This is a genomic window from Synergistaceae bacterium DZ-S4 (assembly GCA_025943965.1).
In the GTDB taxonomy this organism is placed as follows: domain Bacteria; phylum Synergistota; class Synergistia; order Synergistales; family Synergistaceae; genus Caenicola; species Caenicola nitritireducens.
This window is the reverse complement of sequence record JAPCWD010000001.1, coordinates 68718-89536: the sequence shown is the minus strand read 5'-3', so window position 1 is coordinate 89536 and position 20819 is coordinate 68718. Positions and strand designations below refer to the sequence as shown.

Annotated in this window: 22 protein-coding genes, 1 tRNA gene and 2 riboswitches; of the genes, 20 read left to right on the top strand and 3 right to left on the bottom strand. The window is 49.7% G+C overall.

Features of this window, described 5'->3' with window-relative positions; all coding sequences use genetic code 11:
• Positions 1–17 precede the first annotated feature (17 nt).
• The 19 genes from OLM33_00445 to OLM33_00355 all read left to right on the top strand — a co-directional run bounded on the left by OLM33_00445 (position 18) and on the right by OLM33_00355 (position 17311).
• Positions 18–1763: an NADH-dependent [FeFe] hydrogenase, group A6 gene (locus OLM33_00445; protein ID MCW1712141.1), complete on the top strand. Its 1746-nt coding sequence runs from the start codon at positions 18–20 to the stop codon at positions 1761–1763.
• 198 nt (positions 1764–1961) lie between these two features.
• The gene (locus OLM33_00440) at positions 1962–2603 is read left to right on the top strand and encodes a DUF4412 domain-containing protein (GenBank protein MCW1712140.1); all 642 of its coding nucleotides are present in this window, start codon (positions 1962–1964) and stop codon (positions 2601–2603) included.
• A 291-nt stretch (positions 2604–2894) separates the two neighbouring features.
• Positions 2895–3272, top strand: a complete 378-nt coding sequence (locus OLM33_00435) for a cupin domain-containing protein (protein MCW1712139.1) — start codon at positions 2895–2897, stop codon at positions 3270–3272.
• Positions 3273–3388: 116 nt separating this feature from the next.
• The gene (locus OLM33_00430) at positions 3389–4012 is read left to right on the top strand and encodes a histidine phosphatase family protein (protein ID MCW1712138.1); all 624 of its coding nucleotides are present in this window, start codon (positions 3389–3391) and stop codon (positions 4010–4012) included.
• A gap of 75 nt (positions 4013–4087) precedes the next feature.
• Positions 4088–4732, top strand: coding sequence for a tetratricopeptide repeat protein (locus OLM33_00425; GenBank protein MCW1712137.1), 645 nt, complete (start codon positions 4088–4090; stop codon positions 4730–4732).
• Positions 4729–5700 (top strand): hypothetical protein, encoded by a 972-nt coding sequence (locus OLM33_00420; GenBank protein MCW1712136.1) that lies wholly within the window; start codon positions 4729–4731, stop codon positions 5698–5700. The genes OLM33_00425 and OLM33_00420 overlap by 4 nt, the downstream gene beginning before the upstream one ends.
• 30 nt (positions 5701–5730) lie before the next feature.
• The gene (locus tag OLM33_00415) at positions 5731–6537 is read left to right on the top strand and encodes a PDZ domain-containing protein (protein MCW1712135.1); all 807 of its coding nucleotides are present in this window, start codon (positions 5731–5733) and stop codon (positions 6535–6537) included.
• A 70-nt stretch (positions 6538–6607) separates the two neighbouring features.
• On the top strand, positions 6608–7732 hold the full coding sequence (locus OLM33_00410; protein ID MCW1712134.1) for an aminotransferase class I/II-fold pyridoxal phosphate-dependent enzyme: 1125 nt from the start codon (positions 6608–6610) through the stop codon (positions 7730–7732).
• Between the two features lie 135 nt (positions 7733–7867).
• Positions 7868–7944 (top strand) — tRNA-Arg (locus OLM33_00405).
• A 504-nt stretch (positions 7945–8448) separates the two neighbouring features.
• Positions 8449–9639, top strand: coding sequence for an anaerobic nitric oxide reductase flavorubredoxin (locus OLM33_00400; GenBank protein ID MCW1712133.1), 1191 nt, complete (start codon positions 8449–8451; stop codon positions 9637–9639).
• A gap of 40 nt (positions 9640–9679) precedes the next feature.
• Entirely contained in the window at positions 9680–11308 is a 1629-nt protein-coding gene (gene hcp / locus OLM33_00395) for a hydroxylamine reductase (protein MCW1712132.1), read from the top strand.
• Positions 11309–11544: 236 nt separating this feature from the next.
• Complete coding sequence (locus OLM33_00390) at positions 11545–12465, top strand: phosphate butyryltransferase (protein MCW1712131.1); 921 nt, start codon at positions 11545–11547, stop codon at positions 12463–12465.
• An 84-nt stretch (positions 12466–12549) separates the two neighbouring features.
• Positions 12550–13353, top strand: coding sequence for a hypothetical protein (locus OLM33_00385; GenBank protein ID MCW1712130.1), 804 nt, complete (start codon positions 12550–12552; stop codon positions 13351–13353).
• Between the two features lie 164 nt (positions 13354–13517).
• Positions 13518–14114 (top strand): M23 family metallopeptidase, encoded by a 597-nt coding sequence (locus OLM33_00380; protein MCW1712129.1) that lies wholly within the window; start codon positions 13518–13520, stop codon positions 14112–14114.
• Between the two features lie 147 nt (positions 14115–14261).
• Positions 14262–15359, top strand: a complete 1098-nt coding sequence (locus OLM33_00375; GenBank protein MCW1712128.1) for an FAD:protein FMN transferase — start codon at positions 14262–14264, stop codon at positions 15357–15359.
• Positions 15359–15742 (top strand): NusG domain II-containing protein, encoded by a 384-nt coding sequence (locus OLM33_00370; GenBank protein ID MCW1712127.1) that lies wholly within the window; start codon positions 15359–15361, stop codon positions 15740–15742. The genes OLM33_00375 and OLM33_00370 overlap by 1 nt, the downstream gene beginning before the upstream one ends.
• Complete coding sequence (locus OLM33_00365) at positions 15742–16248, top strand: Gx transporter family protein (GenBank protein ID MCW1712126.1); 507 nt, start codon at positions 15742–15744, stop codon at positions 16246–16248. Before OLM33_00370 ends, OLM33_00365 begins: the two co-directional genes overlap by 1 nt.
• A gap of 20 nt (positions 16249–16268) precedes the next feature.
• On the top strand, positions 16269–16973 hold the full coding sequence (locus OLM33_00360) for a phenylalanine--tRNA ligase beta subunit-related protein (protein MCW1712125.1): 705 nt from the start codon (positions 16269–16271) through the stop codon (positions 16971–16973).
• Entirely contained in the window at positions 16973–17311 is a 339-nt protein-coding gene (locus OLM33_00355) for a DUF3795 domain-containing protein (protein ID MCW1712124.1), read from the top strand. Before OLM33_00360 ends, OLM33_00355 begins: the two co-directional genes overlap by 1 nt.
• A 96-nt stretch (positions 17312–17407) precedes the next feature.
• Here the strand turns inward: OLM33_00355 and OLM33_00350 are convergent, their stop codons facing one another.
• Complete coding sequence (locus OLM33_00350; protein ID MCW1712123.1) at positions 17408–18169, bottom strand: class I SAM-dependent methyltransferase; 762 nt, start codon at positions 18167–18169, stop codon at positions 17408–17410.
• Positions 18170–18325: 156 nt separating this feature from the next.
• Positions 18326–18446: riboswitch (molybdenum cofactor riboswitch) on the top strand.
• Positions 18447–18560: 114 nt separating this feature from the next.
• Here OLM33_00350 and OLM33_00345 point away from each other — a divergent pair.
• The gene (locus OLM33_00345) at positions 18561–19256 is read left to right on the top strand and encodes a response regulator (GenBank protein ID MCW1712122.1); all 696 of its coding nucleotides are present in this window, start codon (positions 18561–18563) and stop codon (positions 19254–19256) included.
• A gap of 82 nt (positions 19257–19338) precedes the next feature.
• Here the strand turns inward: OLM33_00345 and OLM33_00340 are convergent, their stop codons facing one another.
• Entirely contained in the window at positions 19339–19647 is a 309-nt protein-coding gene (locus OLM33_00340) for an AzlD domain-containing protein (GenBank protein MCW1712121.1), read from the bottom strand.
• Entirely contained in the window at positions 19644–20396 is a 753-nt protein-coding gene (locus OLM33_00335) for an AzlC family ABC transporter permease (protein ID MCW1712120.1), read from the bottom strand. The genes OLM33_00340 and OLM33_00335 overlap by 4 nt, the downstream gene beginning before the upstream one ends.
• A gap of 207 nt (positions 20397–20603) precedes the next feature.
• Positions 20604–20764, top strand: a riboswitch (molybdenum cofactor riboswitch).
• Positions 20765–20819 lie beyond the last annotated feature (55 nt).

Here is a 20819-nt window from a genome sequence, read left to right as displayed (position 1 = left end):
GAGAGGAGAGAGAACAGATGGAACTGGTAAAGGTAACTATAGATAATAAGACGGTATCCGTACCGAGCAGCTATACAGTGATCGAGGCTGCCCAGGTCGCCGGCATACACATCCCGCAGCTCTGCTACCACTCGGAACTGACTAAGGAAGGCGCATGCAGGGTCTGTATTGTAGAAATAGAAGGGGCCCGCGGTCTTGGAGCGGCATGCGTATACCCTGTCTCTGACGGCATGGTCGTGCATACGAACACGCCTTTGGTAAGAGAGACGAGGAAGACTGTTGTAGAACTGCTTCTGGCAAATCACCCCCAGGAATGCCTTATCTGCCAAAAGAACAACAACTGCGAGCTCCAGACGATAGCGGCAGACCTCGGCATCCGCGAAATACCCTATACAGGCGAAAAGCGCGATGCGGTGAAGGACGAGTCCAACCCCAGTATAGTACGCGAACCTAACAAGTGCATACTTTGCGGCAGATGCATCAGGGCATGCCATGAGCATCAGGGGCTGGATGTCTACGCATTTGTCAACCGCGGATTCAAGACTCTTGTCGAGCCCGCATTCAGCTACGGCCTTGACCAGGTCACATGCACATACTGCGGCCAGTGTGTCGCGGTGTGCCCGACAGCCGCGATCTGCGAAAAGGATGATACGGAGAAGGTCTTTGACGCCCTTGGGGATCCCGGCAAATATGTCATCGTACAGACTGCTCCCGCAACGCGCGTTGCCCTCGGAGAGGCGCTTGGCCTCCCTGCGGGGGAGATAGTCACCGGCAAGATGGTAGCCGCGCTCCGCAGGCTGGGCTTCAACAAAATATTCGACACGGACTTCAGTGCAGACCTCACGATAATGGAAGAAGGACATGAGTTCCTTGACAGAGTGGTCAACGGCGGTACGCTCCCGATGATCACGTCCTGCTCCCCGGGTTGGATCAACTTCATTGAGATGAAGTATCCCGATCTCCTTCCGCACCTTTCCTCAGCCAAATCGCCCCAGGGAATGTTCGGGGCACTTACAAAGACATACTGGCCGGAAACACAGGGCATCCCTGTCGAAAAGATATTCAGCGTATCGGTAATGCCCTGTACAGCTAAAAAGGCAGAGCGCGTCAGGCCGCAGCTACAGAGCAACCCCGGGATCCCGGATGTTGACGCGGTCCTCACGACCAGGGAACTTGCAAGGATGATCAAGAATGCGGGGATCGATTTCAAGAACCTTCCTGAAGAAGAGTATGACAGCCCTCTTGGCATGTCGACCGGAGCAGCTGTTATCTTCGGAGTCACGGGCGGCGTCATGGAAGCGGCTCTGCGCACGGTCTACGCTGTTCTGAACGATGGCAAGGACCTTCCGGGAGTCAGCTTTATGCCTGTGCGCGGGATGGAAGGCATCAAGGAAGCCACTGTCGATGTTCCCGTAAACGGCCAGAACGTAACAGTCAAGCTTGCGGTCGCTCACACCCTTAAAAATGCAAGGATCCTCATGGACAAGGTTCGTGCCGGAGAAGCCGACTACCACTTCATTGAAGTCATGGCGTGCCCAGGCGGCTGCATAGGCGGAGGCGGACAGCCCCAGCCTGTAAACGCCGATGTAAGGGCGGCGAGGACTGCGGCAGTCTACAAGGTCGACGAAGTGATGACCATCCGCCAGTCGCACAAAAACCCCGATATCGTCGCACTATACGAGAACTGGCTCGGCAAGCCCCTCGGAGAGAAGTCGCACCACCTTCTCCACACACACTACAAGGCACAGCCAAGAGAAGTATAGTTTTTCGGACAAGGACAAAAGCAGCAAAGGGGGAGCCTTCCGGCTCCCCCTTTTTTGGGGCGGCGTCAGGGAGAGACAGATCGATCAGATTTTGTGGAACGATATTGTTTTCGTGCAATAATATGATAAATTATATGTATTACTAAAGCGTTCCGGAACTACCGGCAAACAAATTACTACATACGGGAGGAATCTTTAATGGCTAGGAAAAACACTTTTTTTAAGAGTCTCGGCTTTATTGCAGCAGCTGCCGCCTTTTCCCTTATCGGTACGTTGTCGGCCGAAGCGGCCTACAGACCTGGTGAAAGGGCTATGAAAATATGGCATGATGATCTGAACCCTTCAAAGCATGCGATATTCCTTAAATTCAAAGCGTCAGTCGAGACCGGCGACGGGCGTGAGGAGAATACTACCACCATGGCTGTCAAAGGCCACTTTATGTACGTAGATGTATTGAGCGACATGAGTCACATGAGCACCATCACGGACAACGCGGCAAAGACCACCACGATCCTGATGCATGAAGAGAAGATGTACATGAAAATGCCTCATCAGTCATTTGATGGCCCTACGCTGAATGACGACAAGGACCTGTCTGAAGCTGAAAAAACCAAGCTGGTCGTATCCTCCGGAAAAGACAAGATCGCTGGCAGGACATACGATTATGACAAGATCAAAGTCAGCGAAGGAGAAGAGCAGATATACTATTTTGATGAGGGGACCAACAAGTGGAGATATTGGAAAACTTCAGAGGCGCTTATGGAGATAATCGAGTACGGAAGCAAGGTTGACGAGAATCTCTTCAAGATCCCCAAGGGATATACGAAAATGGAAATTTAACCGTCATGTACAGCAAGACACCTCAAAAGGCAGGGCCCGAGCGGCTCTGCCTTTTGATTTCCCGGGCTGTGCCAAGGTGCAGACCCAAAATTACGGCATAAAAATCCGAATTCTCTGTATAATGTAACATACAAAACTTTCTCCATGTTTTTATAAAGAAGGCCGCCATTCATCGCAAGAGGTACATAAGAAATCAACATAATGCCTGATACGAAAACGAGGAACTAAAAAGTTCACGGTGAAAATATAAACAGAATGTAAGTTCGGCGACATATATAAGGGGGGATACGAATGGATGGTACCTTCATTTTAAAAGACGCGGACACCGCAGAACACTTCACTGCCGGTGACCTATGTTCCCTTGCGGAGATATTCCATCCGGGAAATGAAAGGCTGCCATTCTGCGGTTTTTCCCTCTCCCATGCGGTGGTCCTTCCGAAGGGACGTACGGTTCCCCACCGTTTGGTCAAGTCTTCAGAAGTTTACTGGATAATAGCAGGGAGAGGGATTCTTTTTATTGACGAAAGACCGATAGAGCTGAAAAAGGGGAGAGCCGTCCTTGTTCCGCCCTCTGCAGTACAGTATGTGGTGAACGAATGTGATCACAAGCTGGAGTTCCTTTGCATCGTCTCTCCGCCATGGGAAAGTTCCGACGAAGAGACCATCTGAGCCTGGGTTTATGCCGAGGCAGGGTCAAGACTATGCGGATAAAATAAAAATATAATGTAAGTCTTTGACAGTTTCACCATTTTACCTTGATCATTTATGTCAGGAGCTGCAGCCATTTGAATAACGGAGAAAAGCAGAAAATATATCTGATCCGCCATGCCAAGCCTGATCTTCCCCACGGAGGGAAACTATATTACGGATCCACCGACTATCCTCTTTCCGAGGAGGGTGTAATGATGGCAAAGAGGCTGGCCGAAGTGCTGAGGGGCGTTGAGGCGAACATGGTCTTCTCAAGTGACCTAAGGAGAGCGAGGGAGACTGCGGAGATAGCCCTTGCCGGCCGGACATGCGAGATACGCCCCGTGAGAGGGCTCCGTGAGATACATCTGGGAGACTGGGAGGGCAGGAGTTTCGACGAGGTAAGATTGACCTGGAACGAGATATACGAAAAGAGGGGCGTCTCTTTTGATTCGGTGGGGCCTCCCGGAGGGGAGAGCTTTAAGGATCTTCAGAAACGTACCGTTCCTGTATTTGATGAAATACTCAGGGATAATCCGTGCGGGAACATAATGCTTTTTGCCCATGGAGGAGTCATATGGACGCTGATGTGTAATTATTTCGGATTTAAGCTGAACGACATTTTTTTCTATCCGATGGATTTTTGCGGCATACATCTGATCGAACGGTCCGACGGCCTGATGAAACTGATAAAATATAACTGGAGCAGGAATCTCTCCTGAGAACGTTCATGGCAGCGGCATGGTCCTGCTGCGAACCGGTGCGGAATATATCTGGATCGATTGGAGGAATATGATATGAGTAGACAAAGAGGAGGTTTATTTTCCGGTTTCGTTGTTATGCTGGTCATAATACTGCTTTTTGCCACGGCACTCCTTGCCGTTGCGGCAATGAGGGAGAGGAATATAACAAAGGCGGAGTCCCTTCTGCGTTCCGGTGATCACTACGGGGCTTCAGAGCTCTTCATGAAGGCCGAAAAATTCAGTCTCAGGCCTGAATCCAGGGTCGTAAAGGGCATTGCGGAAAGCAGCCTTGGGATGGAGGATTACGAGACGGCTGCACTCTATTATGAAAAGCTCGTCAAGCTGGAGCCGGACAATGTGGAGGCAAGATACAAGCTGGGTCTTCTCTACATCAGGGCAAAGGATTACGGGGCCGCTGAGAAAGAAGTCGAAGCATTGAGAGAGATAGGCAGCGAAAGCGCCATACAGGGAGCTGAAGCACTTGCCGAAAATCTCTCTTCAGGCAAGGTCAAGGGGTTTTTCAGGGATCTGCTGAAAAAGGTCGCCCCTGGTCTGCCGGAGATCCCGGGCATCACCGAGGACGGACCGATCATGCCCGATACCGGAGAGCAGGAGGGCGAGCCTCTTTCCGGGGATGAAGACGGATCAGCGGAGATCTTCCGTGGTCTGCCGGATTCGGGCGATGCTGTAACTGAGTGATGAAGCTTCTTCTAAAAAATGCGAAGCTCCTGCCCGTCCTTTTGCTTTTCTTCTTTATCGCGGGCAATGCCGCTGCCGACGGTCCCAAAGAAATCAATACGGAAAAGAGTCCCCTGCACAAATCTGTATTTGCCATGCCGGTCTATGTTATTTTGCCTGAAGGCTGCACTTTTGTAGAATCACAGGCAGGATGTGTGGACAAAACAAAAAAAGTTTCACTGGAGTCATCTGTCATACGCCTTCCATACGCTGCCCTTTTGGAAGAGTTCACCGAGGATAATCTGAAAAAGGCAAATATGGAACTTAAGATGAAAAATGAGTTTGTCTGGAATGGCTCATCTGCGATGCTGATGAAGATATTTCAGAAAAAAGGATCCGGCATGGTCGGCAAATGGACTCTGGTCGTCGACAGGGGCAAAGAGTGCTGGATGATAAACGGCCTTTACCCTGCAAAAGACCAGCTGCGTGGAGAGGCTGTACTTAAAACGATCAGGAGCGCATACTGGGAAAGTGTAAAAAGTTCTCCCCCTGCAGAGATCCCGCAGGGCAATATCGATGTGCACGGGACGCCCCTTAAACTTGCCGGCCTGCTTGACGGTGCGGTCGTATATACAAAGGATGGTTTCCTCCCCACAAAAAAAGAGGACGGTTCTTTATTTGTCGTATCACGCATCTCAAACACCTTTGTAACTCCGGATAAACAGCCGGGTTTTGCAAAGGAAAAACTGCAGATGATAGAAAAGGGAGAAAAGGTCGACATCATATCTGAAAAAGAGGTAATGATCGACGGACTGAACGGGATAGAGATAGTTGGATATACTTCAGGTGAAGAAAAGAAGCTTATATACCAGACGATGCTTTTTGACGGCAAAAACAGCCATGTTATGGTCGGCATAGCAAGATCCGCTATCCCCGAAAACCTCGATTTGTTCCATAATACAGCGGAAACGTTCAAAACAGCGAGATAAGACAAAAGAGATCGGGAGGAAAAGATGCAGATGAAAAAATACGTCAGGTCCACAGCTTTTTTTCTGATTTTATTGATCGCCCCTGTCCGAACTGCATTTGCCTATTCGGAACATCACAGTTACAGCTCGAGCCATACCGAGGTCTGGGTGGACGCGACTGGTCTGGCAGTCCTCCTGGGCACTCTCGCTGCGGGAAACACCAACAACCAGGCGGAGGCAGCCAAACAGCAGGCCGCATACGAGCAGAAGGTCAGGGAAATAAGGGAGCACGCGAAGGAAAGTTCGAGAAAAGAGATGGAACACGCGGCAGATCTTATTTTTGAAAGAGGGGTCCCCGGCACAGTTGAGCTGCTGGTAAAGTCATGGGAGGGAGAGGGCAAAAAGACGTTCCTCGATGACAGAAGCGGGGTCACCGTCATTAAGGTCAGCGGTTTCGAAGAGAATATAAGGCTTGAATACACGATCCGGCAGGAGAGCAAAAAGATATCTGTAAGGGTGACCGCTCCCGACTATTCGGTCTCCGAGGAGTCAGGAGCATACTATAAGGAACCCCAGCCCCTCCCCCCTTCCAAAAGTTATCTCGGTCTTGAGCTTGAGGAGCTTTTCAGGGATCCAGGCGGCAGGCTTCTCATTAAAGATGTTGTAAAAGGTACCGCGGCATTCTATGCCGGGATCCTGCCGGGAGATTCTCTGGTCATGATCGATACATACGACACCAAAAATTTTGACATTGCCCGCGTTGATTCTTACCTTGAAAGCAGGGCTGCCGCAAAGGCGAAAGTAAGGGTGACGGTTTCCCAAAAAGGGGAGCAGAAAAGCATAGATATCCAGCTTTGAGAATAGAGTTCAAAGATGCCTTACTGCTTTGCATCGGAATGTCTCTTAAACGCAAAAGGAGGAAAGAGCTGTGCCTATCAAAGATTTTAAAGTTGAAAAATGGCTGAATCCCCGTGACGCTCAATGCAGGTACAACCTTGGGGCAAGCTGCGTAAAGGCTATCTCCCTGGATGAACTCGCGGAACTGAGCGGAGAGAACAAGGATGAACTTACAAAATTCTTCTTCGAGACCCACCTACATTACGGAGCCTTCTTTGGCCTGCCCCGCTTTCTTGATGCGGCCGCTTCGACCTATAAAATGGCGGAGCCGGGTATGGTGCTTACCTTCCATGGAGGTACCGGGGCAAACTCGGCCGTGCTTACCGGGATGCTTGAAAAGGGAGATAATGTGGTAGCGGTGATGCCCAACTACCAGCAGCACTACTCCATCCCTGAAGCCCTAGGGATAGAAGTCCGTCCCCTTCGCCTGAAAAAGGAGGAGGGCTATAAGGTCGATCCAAAAAAAATGGACTCGCTTACAGACAGCAGAACGAAAATGATAACACTGACCAACCCCAATAACCCTACCGGTGCCTATATGGATGCCGATGAACTGGGAGAAATTATTACAGTTGCCGAAAAGAACGGATCATACATCCTCTGTGATGAAATATACAGAGGACTTGCGGACGCATACATGCCATCGATAGTTGATCTTTACGAGAAGGGGATCGCCACAAGCAGCATGTCCAAGATCTACTCGATGGCAGGGACAAGGGTCGGCTGGGCTGTCACACGCGACAAAAAGGCCTATGACATCCTTGAGAACAGACGGTCATACGATTCGATCTGCAACGGGGTCTTCGATGAGCTGATATCCGCCATAGCCCTTGAGAACAGCGATAAAATGCTTGAAAGGGCCCGTGCCATAGTCAGGCCCAACAAAAAGATCGCGGAGGACTGGATCATGAACCAGCCCCGCCTCTCAGTTTATGGTGAGAGTTTCACTACGACTATGCTTGTCCACTACGACTATGATATCGATGAAGTGGAGCTTTGTACGGACATATACGAAAAGACCGGGGTCCTTCTCTGCCACGGAGACTGTTTCGAAGAGAAAAAGTGCTTCAGGCTTGGTTATGGATTCGGTGACACGAAGCTTTTGCAGGACGGGCTCCACGAGCTAGGCGGATATCTCAGCTCCCTGAGTTTGTAGATCAGGGACCGATTTTTCATTGATCTCGGGATCATCTTAGGATCATTTGAGCGAAAAAGCTGAATTCGCTCTGTTTTTGTCTCTGAGATAGTTGCATTAACCTGATGTTCCATGATAGACTACCTTTTGCGGTGCGGACTCGTAGCTCAGTAGGATAGAGCGACGGCCTCCTAAGCCGTAGGTCGCCGGTTCGACTCCGGCCGAGCCCGCCATTAATTTGGTCATCCCAACGGATCACAGGCCCCTGAGGTTGCTCAGGGGCCTGTCTCGTTGTCCGGACCTCTCACTAACGCAGGGTCATTGAAGCCTGCAAGCGGACCGTGATTTGTCGGACCTGTCAAAATAATTCATCAGATAAGAAAGAATTAATATTATTGATTTATACATATGACTATGTGATATTATTGTTTGGTATCTAGTAAGTATAAATAATTAAGGTATTTAAAACTCCTTAATTATTGCAGATAATGTTTTCTCCCTCCTTTTTTAAGCCATGTTGCAAGCAGGAGAATGAAGAACGGCAAAGCGGACAGATATGGTCTTTTGTTCACCGGATCAAAATATCAGAAAAAAAGAAAGCGACTTAAACAAAAACATATCCATATGTGTTTTGTACTGATGCAAAGAATTTGATGATTTGTTAATTTTAGTTGGTATGGCAGTTATATGATGGTACGTTATTCCTTTTCCATAATGACAGAAAGGTGTGATGACGGTTGAAAAAGCTGTTAAAAAACAACGTTTCATGGGTAGGCAAGGTCGACTGGGAGCTCCTCAAATTCCATGGGGACGATTATTCCACACATAAGGGTTCGACTTACAATTCCTATCTAATAGAGGAAGAGAAGACGGTACTTATTGATACCGTCTGGATGCCCTTCGCGGAAGAATTTGTCGCGAACCTGCAGAAGGAGATCGACCTGAACAAGATCGACTATATCGTTGTGAACCATGGTGAAGTAGACCACAGTGGATCGCTTCCCGCACTTATGAAGCTGATCCCCGGCAAACCGATATACTGCACAGCAAATGCGGTCAAGTCACTTAAGGGGCAATACCATCAGGACTGGGACTTCCATGTGGTCAAGACGGGCGATAAACTGGATGTCGGAAACGGCAAGGAGCTTATCTTCGTCGAGATGTCGATGCTCCACTGGCCGGACAGCATGGCTGCATACCTTACCAAGGACAATATACTTTTCAGCAACGACGCATTCGGCCAGCACTACGCGACAGAGAAGCTTTTCAACGACCTGGTGGACCAGTGCGAGCTATTCAACGAATGCATAAAATACTACGCCAACATAATCACGCCGTTCAGCGCGATACTGAGAAAGAAGCTTGCCGAGGTGCTCTCCCTCAATCTTCAGATCGATATTATCGCAACGAGCCACGGAGTGATCTGGCGTGATAACCCGATGCAGATAGTCGAAAAATATGCCAAATGGGCGGACGACTATCAGGAGAACCAGATATCGGTCATCTACGACACTATGTGGAACGGGACAAAAGAGCTCGCCGAGAGGATCGCAGAGGGGATCGGACTGGCAGACAAGGATGTCACCGTCAAACTGTTTAACCTTGCTAAGAACGACGACAACGATGTGATCACGGAAGTCTTCAAGTCAAAAACAGTAGTTGTCGGGTCACCCACAGTAGGAAACAGCGTCCTTCATTCAGTTGCCGGCTTCATGCACCTGATGAAGGGACTTAAGTTCAAAAACAAAAAGGCTGCGGCATTCGGGTGTTACGGATGGAGCGGAGAGGGCACCAAAGTCATCCTGGACTCGATGAAGAACGCGGGCTTTGAGTTGATAGACGAAGAGGGACTCCGCAATCAGTGGAACCCTTCGGAAAGCATCAAAGAAGAAGCCGTCAGATTCGGGATGAAGATAGCAAAGGCATAATGACCTCGGCAGGAATAAATAACAAAAGGGGGAAGGATATATGAGCATGTTCTGTTTTCAGTGTCAGGAAACTGCAATGAACAAAGGATGTACGGTTAAGGGAGTATGCGGCAAGGAAGAACACGTCGCAAAACTCCAGGATCTTCTTATTTACACAGTCAAAGGCATCTCCGATGTTGTCGTAAAGGGCAAAATTGACGCAGCAGGCATTCCCGAAGTGAACCACGAAGTGCTGAGAAGCCTCTTCATGACGATCACGAACGCAAATTTCGATGCCGATGCCATCCAGAAGCAGATCACGAAGATGATCTCCGTCAGGGAGGGCCTCAAAGCCAAAATCCAGGCAGCCGGACTTCACGATGCGGCCCTTTTCAATGCCGATGGCAGGGATGCGATGCTTGAAAAAGCAGCTTCAGTCGGAGTTCTTGCTACAGAAAACGAGGATGTCCGCTCCCTCAGGGAAATGATAACTTATGGTCTGAAAGGCATGGCTGCTTATGCGGAACATGCGCTCAACCTTGGGAAGGAAGATACTGACATTTACAAGTTCATCTATGAAGCACTGGCCGCACTCCTGGACAACAGCCTCGGGGCTGATGACCTTGTAGCCCTTACTCTCAGAACCGGAGAGAACGGGGTCACGGCAATGGCGCTTCTTGATACAGGCAATACATCCAAGTACGGCGACCCTGAGATAACGATGGTGAATATCGGAGTAAGAAAAAATCCTGCTATCCTCATTTCGGGACATGACCTTACCGATCTTGAGCAGTTGCTTGAACAGACTAAGGGAACGGGAGTCGATGTCTATACTCACGGTGAAATGCTCCCTGCCCATTATTACCCCGCATTCAAGAAGTATGACAACTTTGCAGGCAACTATGGCGGTTCGTGGTGGAAACAGGCCGGCGAGTTCGAGACCTTCAAAGGCCCCATTCTCTTTACTACAAACTGCATTGTCCCGCCGAAGAGCGAAGAAGTCAGACAGCGCATATTCACTACCGGTTCAGCCGGATTCCCGGGGTGTGCCCACATTGTGCCTGACACAGCAGGTAAGAAGGATTTCTCCGCAGTCATCGAAATGGCGAAGAAACTTCCGGCGCCGGAAGAGATAGAAACGGGATCGATAGTGGGAGGTTTTGCCCATAACCAGGTCCTTGCCCTTGCCGACAAGGTTGTCGATGCAGTCAAATCCGGAGCAGTCAGAAAATTCTTTGTAATGGCCGGCTGTGACGGACGCATGAAGTCAAGAGAATACTACACCGAGTTTGCCAATAAACTTCCTAAGGACACGATCATCCTTACAGCGGGATGCGCTAAGTACCGCTACAATAAACTCGATCTGGGAGACATCGGAGGAATACCAAGAGTCCTTGACGCAGGCCAGTGCAACGATTCTTATTCGCTTGCGGTCATAGCCCTCAAGCTCAAGGAAGTTTTTGGTCTTGACGATGTCAACAAGCTCCCTATCGCCTACAATATCGCATGGTATGAGCAAAAAGCAGTCATCGTTCTCCTTGCCTTGCTCTATCTTGGAGTCAAGAACATCCACCTTGGCCCGACACTGCCAGGTTTCCTTTCACCAAACGTGGCCAAGGTCCTTGTGGAGAAGTTCGGTATCGCAGGAGTAGGCAATGTCGATGATGACATAGCCATGTTTATGGCATAAGCAAAAGAAAATATTTATATAAAAAACGTGTGGTACGTCGTTCGTACCACACGTTTTTTATATGCGCCATTGTTCAGATATCAGGAATTATCAGAAAAACCTTATATATTCGCAAAATTCTGCAATTTGGCTGCAGTTGTACGCTGCTTGAATAAACATGTATAATAATTCACGAGTTTATGTAAAATGCAGGCGACAAGCCTGTGACAATACATCCCAGGGAGGTCATTTCTCAAATGGAACAGATCCGTACACTAGGTGCGCTGCTTGAGTATGCAAAGGAAGTAGGCCCCAAGAAGATAAGCGTTGCATGTGCAGAAGACGAAGAGGTAATGGAAGCGGTAGAGAACGCGCGCAAAGCCGGCGTTGCTGAAGCATTCCTGGTAGGCAACGCGGACAAGATCAAAGAAGTTGCAGATAAGCTCGGCATTGACCTTGCCAACTACGAAGTAATCGACGAAAAGGGCGGCGAAGCTGCCGCGGCACTCAAAGCCGTTGAACTTGTATCGGGCGGACAAGCCCAGATAGTCATGAAGGGGATGGTGGCGACAGCCAACTTCCTTAGAGGCATACTAAACAAGGAAAAGGGCCTCCGTACAGGCAAGACTCTCTCTCACGTATACATCCACGAAATAATGGGATATGACAGGATCTTCTTTATCTCAGACCCCGCATTCAACATGTATCCGGATCTCAAGATCAAGATCGATATAATTAAGAACGTCGTAGAACTTGCACATGCGTTCGGTGTAAGCTGCCCCAAGGTAGCCGCCCTCGCAGCCGTTGAAGTGGTGAATCCCGATATGCCTCCTACGATGGATGCGGCCCTTCTTACGCAGATGAGCCGCCGCGGCCAGATCAAAGGATGCATCATTGACGGGCCCCTCGCCCTCGACAATGCAGTATCCCCGGAATCTGCACATCACAAGGGCATCAAGAGCGACGTTGCCGGATATGCAGATATCCTTCACGTTCCCAACATTGAGTCGGGAAATATGCTTGCAAAGGCGATAGTCTACTTCTCAGAGAACAAGACGGCAGGTATAGTGCTGGGAGCGGCCGCACCGGTAGTTTTGACAAGCCGCGCGGACTCAGCTGAAACAAAGCTCCTCTCCATAGCTTCAGCTGTTGCCCTTGCAGCTCATCAGGGAAAGTAAGGCTCTGTACCGGAAAACAAACATAACAGAGAGGGCGGGATCCCGCCCTCTTTTTAGTTTATGTCGGGTATGAAAAAAATGAAAATGATCCGCGAGCATTCAAATATCCGTGAGTACGTGGTCCCGGGGACCTTTGGGGATAATGAGGTAAGGGTGACATCGTTCCCCCCCAAAGAACCGAACGAGGTCCAGGTGGTCCTGCTCCACGGAGTCCACAGCAGCGCCAACATGGGCGAAAACAACAAGTTTCGTTTTCTTTCAGAGCTTCTCTCCGGACGGGGGTATGCTCCATGGCTGGTGGAGACGAGCAGAAAAGTCAGGAACCGGAATGATTTCTCAAATGATGTGCCTCTGTGGATAAGGGAAGCCTTTTCCGGAAAAACCTTCGCACAGGAGCAGCAGGACGTCTTTAACGCAATATCCGAAATCAGCGGGGAGATGCCTGACAGACCCATCTGGATATGGGGCTTTTCACTTGGAGGGATCATTGCCCTTTCAGCGGCAGCTGACAATATAAAACGTAATGCAGGCGAAGGATCTCCGCTCCCCGAAAGGATCATCCTTAGCGGGACCGGACTTGTGGCCTACAAGGAAGTGGAGGAACGGATGATGTCTCTTCCGGTCCTTTCCACCCTTCGTTCAGAAATAGACACCGACATGCTCGCACATGTAAAAGCCAAAGGGCTGATATCCTTCAGAGGGAGCTGCGATGAGATCTTTTCTGAAGAGAGCTGCCTTGGAGTACTGCGAGAAGCAAGCATTCCGGAGAGCGAAAAACACTATTTCGTGATCGAGGGTGCGGACCACTCTTTCCGCAGCAGATACGGGAAAGCTGATCCAGGGGTAATGGAGGAGATGGTCGGACTTTTGGCAAGAACCTGGTCATAGCTCTGTGGTAAAATTATCTGACCGTTCCTCCAACAACGGGGAGGTCTCTGATGGGTCGCATCACCAAGGTTAATGAAAGCTGTTCAGGTAACAGTTTGATTATATACAGCCCCATAAAAAACTTTTTTGGTCTTTGGGCCGGGAGAGTTTATCTTTTTTGTCTGATGCTTCTTTTGACTCTTTTTACTCCTGATCACCTTCACGCAAAGGAAATAGATTATCAGTCCCTTCAGGAAGATCCGCTCGAAACGGCGTACAGAAAACTGGCCTCTCCCGGCGACATCGAATGGGACGAGGAAGAGATGGTCAGCGGAGGCGCTCCCCTTATCATCAGCGACATGAAGTGGCCCCTAAACTCCGGGGAGCTCTCAAGCCTATTCAGCAGAACGGCTTCAAAGGGGAGGAGGAAACACTTCGGCATAGATATCGTAGCTCCTAAGGGGACCCCAATATATGCTGCACTTGACGGTATAGTCGAGGTGGCCTCGAACGGAGGAAAAGGTTTCAGAGGCTACGGCAGGGTCATCATAATCAACCACTCCGATCAGTTGTGGACACTCTATTCCCACTGCGCGACGATGAACGTAAGGGTCGGCCAGAAGGTGAGACGGGGAGATCTGATCGCAACGGTAGGCAGGACAGGAAGGGCGACTACTAACCACCTCCACTTTGAGGTCCGAAACGCCAAAGGAACAGCCCTTGATCCAATGAAATACCTTCCCGAGAACGGCGCTCTGCCGATGAATCTTTTCAGAAGATAGGTGTATCATCTCTTCCCCGGGTAATTTAGTCATAAGGTTCGCAATAAGTGATCAATTATATCGTGCAGGCACGATATTGATATGAAATACCGGCATATATACACATAATAAAAATTTTTGTTATCCGGAGGCTGCAGGCAGAAAGATATGAGCATCAAAGCAGGCGCGTCAAGGCCAATATTATATCTAGCCGCTGCTGCTGTGACAGTTTTGCTGATGATAATGCTGTACGCAGCAATGGGAGGCCTCGGATGGGGGGCTCCGAAAAAAGTCTCCGGCGAATCATACCGACTTGGCACGATAGTCAGGATCACCGTCTACGGGGATGACACCGAAAAACTCAACAATGCCCTTGATCTGTCGATGAAAGAGATAGAAAGGCTGGAAAATCTTCTTTCAGTAAATATCCCCTCTTCAGACATCTCGCTCGTCAACAGAGCATCGGGAGAATACCCTGTAAAAGTTTCGGAAGAGACTGCCGTCCTTTTGGAAAGGGCGCTTGAATGGTCAGAACGGACAGGAGGGGCATTTGACCCTACTGTAGGAAAAGTCGTCAAACTCTGGGGGATAGGAACTGAGGGTGCAGCCATCCCTGACCCTGAGCGGCTTAAAGAGGCCGTTAAGTTGACAGATTTCAAAAAGACCTCTGTCGCGCATGAAGGGAACGGGACCTTCGTTCGGACAGCCAAAGGACAGAGGATAGATCTTGGGGGAATAGCAAAGGGATATGTCACAGATAAAGTAAGGGCCCTGCTTATACAAGAGGGCATCCGATCAGGCCTTATCGATCTCGGAGGGAACATCGCGGTCTTTGGGAACTCTCCCAGGCCCGGAAAGTGGAAGATAGGGCTTCAGCATCCGTTCATGCGTAGAGGAGAATATTTCGGCATAGTTGAAGTATCTGATGTTTCTGTCGTTACATCAGGACCTTATGAGAGATATTTTGAATCAGGGGGGGCGAAATATCATCACATTTTTGACACCTTGACCGGATACCCTGCCCAGTCAGACCTGGCCTCAGTTACAATAATAAGTGAAGATTCTACGGATGCGGATGCGCTCAGTACAGCGATTTTTGTAATGGGTTTTGAAAAAGGCATTTCCCTGTTGCATGAATTGAAAAACATTGAGGCTGTCCTCGTGGCAAAAAAAACTGGGGGTACAATTGTATATGTGACGAAGGGACTTAGTGAAAAATTTATATTGAAAGCGCCAGATATGAAAAAAGAGCCGGCGGTCCAGTGATGGGAATGAAGCGAGGAGACAGGGCAATGCTGAAGATCCTCATAGTGATACTCATGGCTTCATGTGTTGTCTGGGGCATCAGGTTTCTGACAAAAGCCCCTGATGTGTTAAATGCAGAAATAATACAGGACGGTAAGCTTTTGCGGAGGGTATTGCTGAAAAAGGGAGACCCCGCCGGGGAATTTGCAGTCGAATACAAAGGCGGCCGAAACGTACTGAAAACAGAGGACGGCAAAATCGCGGTTATTGCATCGGATTGTCCGGACAAGGACTGTGTGAAGCGCGGGTGGCTCCAGAGGCCGGGAGATTCTGCCGTATGCCTGCCTAACAGGCTTGTTATCAGGATCTCAGGCAAAACAGAAGTAGACGGGGTGACCTGGTGATGAAGCTCAAAAATTTGATCATTACCGGTTCACTTGCTGCCTTTGCACTGGTTTTCAACATCTTCGAAGGAAACCTCCCTATGCCTCTCCCTGGAATAAAGCTTGGCGCTGCAAACGTATTCTCCCTTGTCGCACTCGTTCTTCTCGGCGTGAAGGAGGCTTTTGCGGTAACGCTGATCAGGGTCTTCCTGGCCTGGGTAATGACAGGAAACTGGTTTGCGCTTCTTTGCAGCCTGGCCGGAGGGCTCATGTCGGCATCTGTAATGTCCTTTATATATATTAAATACAGGGATGACTTCAGCCTGCCGTGGATAAGCGTCGCGGGGGCATGGGCCTTCAACGCGGCACAAGTATCGGTAGCAGCTGCAATGGTGAATGACATCAGGGTACTCCTATACATAGTGCCGCTTTTGGCTGCAGGAACAGCGGCAGGGTGGGCGGTCGGATGGCTAGCCCTGGTCCTTTGCAGGAGAGTAGGATCACTAAATGATGCAGATCACAGATAACCAAAGGAGGAAGATTCCTTATGAAACTGATGATAGAAAGAGAAATTTTCGAGCTTTTCCCGGGTGCAAAGATCGGTTGGCTCCTTGCCCAGGTCCGTGTGGCCCCGTCTGATGAATATGTCGAAAAGATGAAGAGGGGGCTTGTCGGAAGGCTGAATGATATAGGGATATCCCAGGATACGATGATGCTGCATCCTGATGTGGCAGGATGGCGTGATGTCTATTCGAAGATGGGGGTAAAGCCCAGTAAGTACAGATCTTCGCTGGAAGCGCTTCTCAGGAGGACTTTCAAGGGAGACATATGGAGCGTATCAAACGTTGTAGACTGCTACGACTGCGTATCGGCGCTAAGCCTCCTTCCCATGGGAGCTCATGATACCGCAAAGCTCAGAGGCGACCTGGTGCTTCGTTATGGCCTCGAGGGCGAAAAATTCTACCCGCTTGGTGCGGGCGACAGCGTTATCGATGTATCTCCGAAAAACATTCTTTATGCGGACCAAGAAAAGGTCTGCTGCTGGCTCTGGAACCACCGTGACACAAGAGATGCTTCCCTCTCCGAAAGCACGGAAAGCGCCCTCTTCCTTGTTGACCAGGCCTTCGATACGGAGTGGAAAAGCGTAGCCGAAGGCCTTGATGCTCTTTCGTACGAGCTTGAAAAGATCGGGTGCAGAGTGCTTAAAAGCGGAGTGGTCAATTCAGCTTATCCGTCTTCAGAGATATCTTGATGGAGATATTAGGCTGCTGCGGCATGGACTGCGGCTCATGCGAGGCGCGCGGGGCAACCGAGAGGAACGATATGGTAACACTCTCAAAAATAGCTGCCGCCGAGGAGATCCGCGGAGGCAGATCTTTCATCCTGCCGTCAAGGATGAGGTGTACGGGATGTACCGAACCGGGGGCCAAGAGCGTGGCATGCACCGGATGCAGGGTCAGGATTTGCGCGCTTCAGAACGGCATACCCCACTGCGGCTTCTGTGAAGAGTTTCCATGTGACCTGGGCGATACGATATGGGAGGCCCTCCCGGAATACAAGAAGAACCTGGAAAGGATAAGGAGCAGATAAGGGAACTATTGAGGCCGCCTTCCGTTTCCGGTGCAGATCATACAAAGAGAGGGCCCCTTTGCGGAAAGGGAGCCCTCTTACTTAATCATTCTCTTCTTATTGGGAGATCCGGGGTTTTAGGGCGAGGAAGCGCAGTCTCACGTAGTCAGCGACCCAGCCGTTCTCTTCGGTGTAGAGCATCGGCCTGCAGTAATCCTCGACCTCTTTGTAGAAAAGTTCCTTTTCTTCATTTGAGAATCCCTCGGTGTGACGGTTCGCAAATACCTCAAGCCAGCACCTCAGTCCGTTTTTAAGCGGGGTTGGCCTGTCTACCCTTGCAATGTAGGAGACTTTGAAGCCCTGGTTGTCCAGTATTTTCGAGAACTCCCCCAGTTCGAGGAATTTCCACGGATTTCTGGCCTTGTAGTCGATGCCCCGTTTGATCAGTGCGATCTTCATGCCCTCGCGGATAACCCTTATGCAGCCTTCTCCCCCGCATTCCGCAGCGAAGCGTCCGCCGGGTTTCAGAGATTTCCATACGCCTCGCACCACTGCGTATTGGTCGTTCATCCAGTGGATCGCCGCATTGCTCATCACGGCGTCAAACTCCTCTCTGAAATGCAGGTGCTCTCCGTCCATAACTTCGGCTTTCAGGCCGAGGGACCTTGCTGCCTCGACCATCTCCGGGCTTGTATCAATGCCCGTCACCGCACATCCCATGTCAGCAAGCTCTTTGGTCAGGGTGCCGTTTCCGCATCCGAGGTCAAGGATCTTTTCTTCTTTTTTTGGATCAAGCAGTTCGATGACCGGCCTGCCAAACAGAGGGACAAAATCTGCCCCTTTTTTGTAAATCTCCGGACCCCAGCATTGATTTGACATCGGAAAGCCTCCTTATATTCTTGTTTCCCTATTATATTTGAGAGAGTCAGAAAATGCACTCCCGAGCAACTTAAACGATAGGATTTTAATAAACCTTTTAAATTTTCTCCCTTTCTTGACGGAATCGCTCTTCTTGATGTAGTCTAGTACCGTTGATGTTTTGTACGTCCCCGAGTCGGATTGCCTAAAGGAACTTTTCCAACGGCATAAGACCAATGGGTGTTTTCGGAAACGAAGGCGCCTCCCGCACTTGGAAAGGGGGAACAGCAAACTTTGGGGTATCTGTACCAAGGTACCCTCCTGTTCTGTCCTCTCCCAGGTGCCTGACAAGCGGATAATAAACAGCTTAATGTGCTGCCCGTGAATTCCTTAATAAGAGGAGGAACATGATTTGCGAATTTTAAGAGTCCTGATAGCTGAAGCAGATCCGCTGCTGCAGAAGTTGTATTCAGATCTTATCGCTACCGAATCTGCTTTTACCGTACTAAAATGTGTTTCAAGCGGTACGCAGATGTTCGAGTCTTTGAGATGTGTCGAGGCAGATCTGGTCCTTTTGGATCTTTACCTGAAAGATTTTAACGCACTGGAGGGACTTGACGAACTTCGCAAGGAATTTCCGAGGACTGACTTTATAGTCGCATCGTCGGGAGAGGATCCCAACCTTGTAAGGAAGGCTCTTTGCCAGGGAGTATTTGAGTATCTCATCAAACCCTTCTCCTTTGAAAGGCTCAGGCTTGCACTGCGCAACTATCACATTTACCACCAGAGCCTGACGGGAAGGACGAGGCCGTGGCAGCAGGAAGACCTCGATACCCTTGTCTCCCTGAGGGCGAGAGACCCTTCCTGGGCAAACAACAGAGCCATACCAAAGGGGCTTCAGCTCAAATGTTTGAATGAAGTGGAGAATTTATTGAGGGACAACAACGACACATTCTCTGCACAGGAAGTAGGGGACGCGCTTGGAATATCAAGGTCGACAGCGAGAAGATACCTCGAGTTCCTGACAATGAATGAGAGGGTAATTGTTGAGTATGCCTACCGTAAGGTCGGAAGACCGGAAAAGAGATACAGGATGGCTTTGATATAGGATCAAAGAGTTCAGATACAAAAAAGGGGCTGTGTGGGATCTTGGGATTTCACGCAGCCCCTTTTGTTTTTTGATCCTGTCCTTAAATCCCAATAAAATGTCCGGTGATGTAAGTTGCAAGTATCCCTCCGACCAGTACGACCAGGATCCCCCTGCCGAACCAGCCGAGTATTATTGCAACAATGGCTCCGGCCGCAGAGCTGTATATGCTGTCTGTCGCGGTAAGTACGTCAGGGAATATCAGCGCCCCGAGGACAGCATAGGGGATGTAGTGGAGCAGCGACTCTGCAAAGGGCGGAAGTTTCCTTTCCCCGAGGAAGAAGACGGGAAGGATCCTTGAGGGGGCTGTAACGCACATCATCAGGACAGACAGGATCATTATCCTTGTCATCGGGCTGACCTTCTTTTATCCAGGGGGAAGAGCAGCGCTCCGATAAGGGCGGCAATTCCTGTAGCGGTCATAATGGCGATCCCCCGGTTCAGGCCGGCAAAATATGGAGTCCACTTTATCAGTGCGCTGAGAGCCATGCCTGCCGCCGCAACGACAAATGCCGGCCTGCTTTTCCTTACCGAGGGCAGGAGCAGGCCCAAGAATAAGGCGTAAAGGGCGATCCCCATACTGTCCTGGACGTTCTGCGGCATAACAGAAGTGCCGTAGAAACCAAGGAGCGTCCCCGAGACCCAGCTTATGTGCCCCACTATGTTGAGGCCGAACATGAACTCAGGTGCTAAACGAGGTTCCTTCTGCATCGAGGCGATGCTGAAGCTTTCGTCTGTCAACTCAAAGCATATCCATGATTTCTTGAGCGCTCCTATCCCAGGAACAAGCCTTCTGGCAAGAGAGGAAGACATCATGATATGTCTCATATTAAGGACTGCCGTTGCAAGAACTATTTCAGGAAAGGATGAACCGATCATAATGAGATTTAGCGCGACGAACTGGCTTGCCCCTGCGAATACGACGAGCGACATGAAAAGGCTTTCGAATGCGGTAAGCCCGGCAGTCTTGCACAGAATGCCGCATGCGACGGCACTTGGAATATAACCGACCGCAATCGGAGTGCCTGTCCTGAGTCCGTATCCGAAACCCATGGCGACCTGAACATTGTTGCTGTCTGCCGTTTCCTTCACTGCGTCCATTAAACTGTCCCCATTCCATAAATAACAAAGCCAGATTCTATTATAAAAAATAAGCCGATGTCAAATCTGAAAAACGTTAAGAACTTTATTGACAAAATATAAACCAAAATAAACCAAAAGGTTCCTTATCCGCACTTAAAGTTGTCGCGCAATTCAGATGAATGTATCCTGACATCATAACAATATATACCATATGTATGCAACTTAGTTGCATTTATTCCCCGAGTCTGTGCTCCTAAAGATATCCTCCATGGACGCAGACCAGCGGATTTGCTGTACAGAACAGCGATCCCGAGGGCCGCATGGGAAACCGGGCGGCCTCCCACGGACGACAGTCCTTTTTGGAAAGGGGTGCATCAAAACGGATAGAAGCCTGCCTGTCGGTCTTTTCTTGACTATCCTTTCTCCCCCTTTTCAAAAAAT

Coding starts and splice junctions, on each gene's coding strand:
- OLM33_00335 (MCW1712120.1), bottom strand. CDS start 20,396: ATGGACGCAGTGAAGGAAACGGCAGACAGCAACAATGTTCAGGTCGCC.
- OLM33_00435 (MCW1712139.1), top strand. CDS start 2,895: ATGGATGGTACCTTCATTTTAAAAGACGCGGACACCGCAGAACACTTC.
- OLM33_00385 (MCW1712130.1), top strand. CDS start 12,550: ATGATCCGCGAGCATTCAAATATCCGTGAGTACGTGGTCCCGGGGACC.
- hcp (MCW1712132.1), top strand. CDS start 9,680: ATGAGCATGTTCTGTTTTCAGTGTCAGGAAACTGCAATGAACAAAGGA.
- OLM33_00375 (MCW1712128.1), top strand. CDS start 14,262: ATGAGCATCAAAGCAGGCGCGTCAAGGCCAATATTATATCTAGCCGCT.
- OLM33_00445 (MCW1712141.1), top strand. CDS start 18: ATGGAACTGGTAAAGGTAACTATAGATAATAAGACGGTATCCGTACCG.
- OLM33_00355 (MCW1712124.1), top strand. CDS start 16,973: ATGGAGATATTAGGCTGCTGCGGCATGGACTGCGGCTCATGCGAGGCG.
- OLM33_00360 (MCW1712125.1), top strand. CDS start 16,269: ATGAAACTGATGATAGAAAGAGAAATTTTCGAGCTTTTCCCGGGTGCA.
- OLM33_00350 (MCW1712123.1), bottom strand. CDS start 18,169: ATGTCAAATCAATGCTGGGGTCCGGAGATTTACAAAAAAGGGGCAGAT.
- OLM33_00365 (MCW1712126.1), top strand. CDS start 15,742: ATGAAGCTCAAAAATTTGATCATTACCGGTTCACTTGCTGCCTTTGCA.
- OLM33_00415 (MCW1712135.1), top strand. CDS start 5,731: ATGAAAAAATACGTCAGGTCCACAGCTTTTTTTCTGATTTTATTGATC.
- OLM33_00340 (MCW1712121.1), bottom strand. CDS start 19,647: ATGACAAGGATAATGATCCTGTCTGTCCTGATGATGTGCGTTACAGCC.
- OLM33_00370 (MCW1712127.1), top strand. CDS start 15,359: ATGGGAATGAAGCGAGGAGACAGGGCAATGCTGAAGATCCTCATAGTG.
- OLM33_00380 (MCW1712129.1), top strand. CDS start 13,518: ATGCTTCTTTTGACTCTTTTTACTCCTGATCACCTTCACGCAAAGGAA.
- OLM33_00425 (MCW1712137.1), top strand. CDS start 4,088: ATGAGTAGACAAAGAGGAGGTTTATTTTCCGGTTTCGTTGTTATGCTG.
- OLM33_00440 (MCW1712140.1), top strand. CDS start 1,962: ATGGCTAGGAAAAACACTTTTTTTAAGAGTCTCGGCTTTATTGCAGCA.
- OLM33_00390 (MCW1712131.1), top strand. CDS start 11,545: ATGGAACAGATCCGTACACTAGGTGCGCTGCTTGAGTATGCAAAGGAA.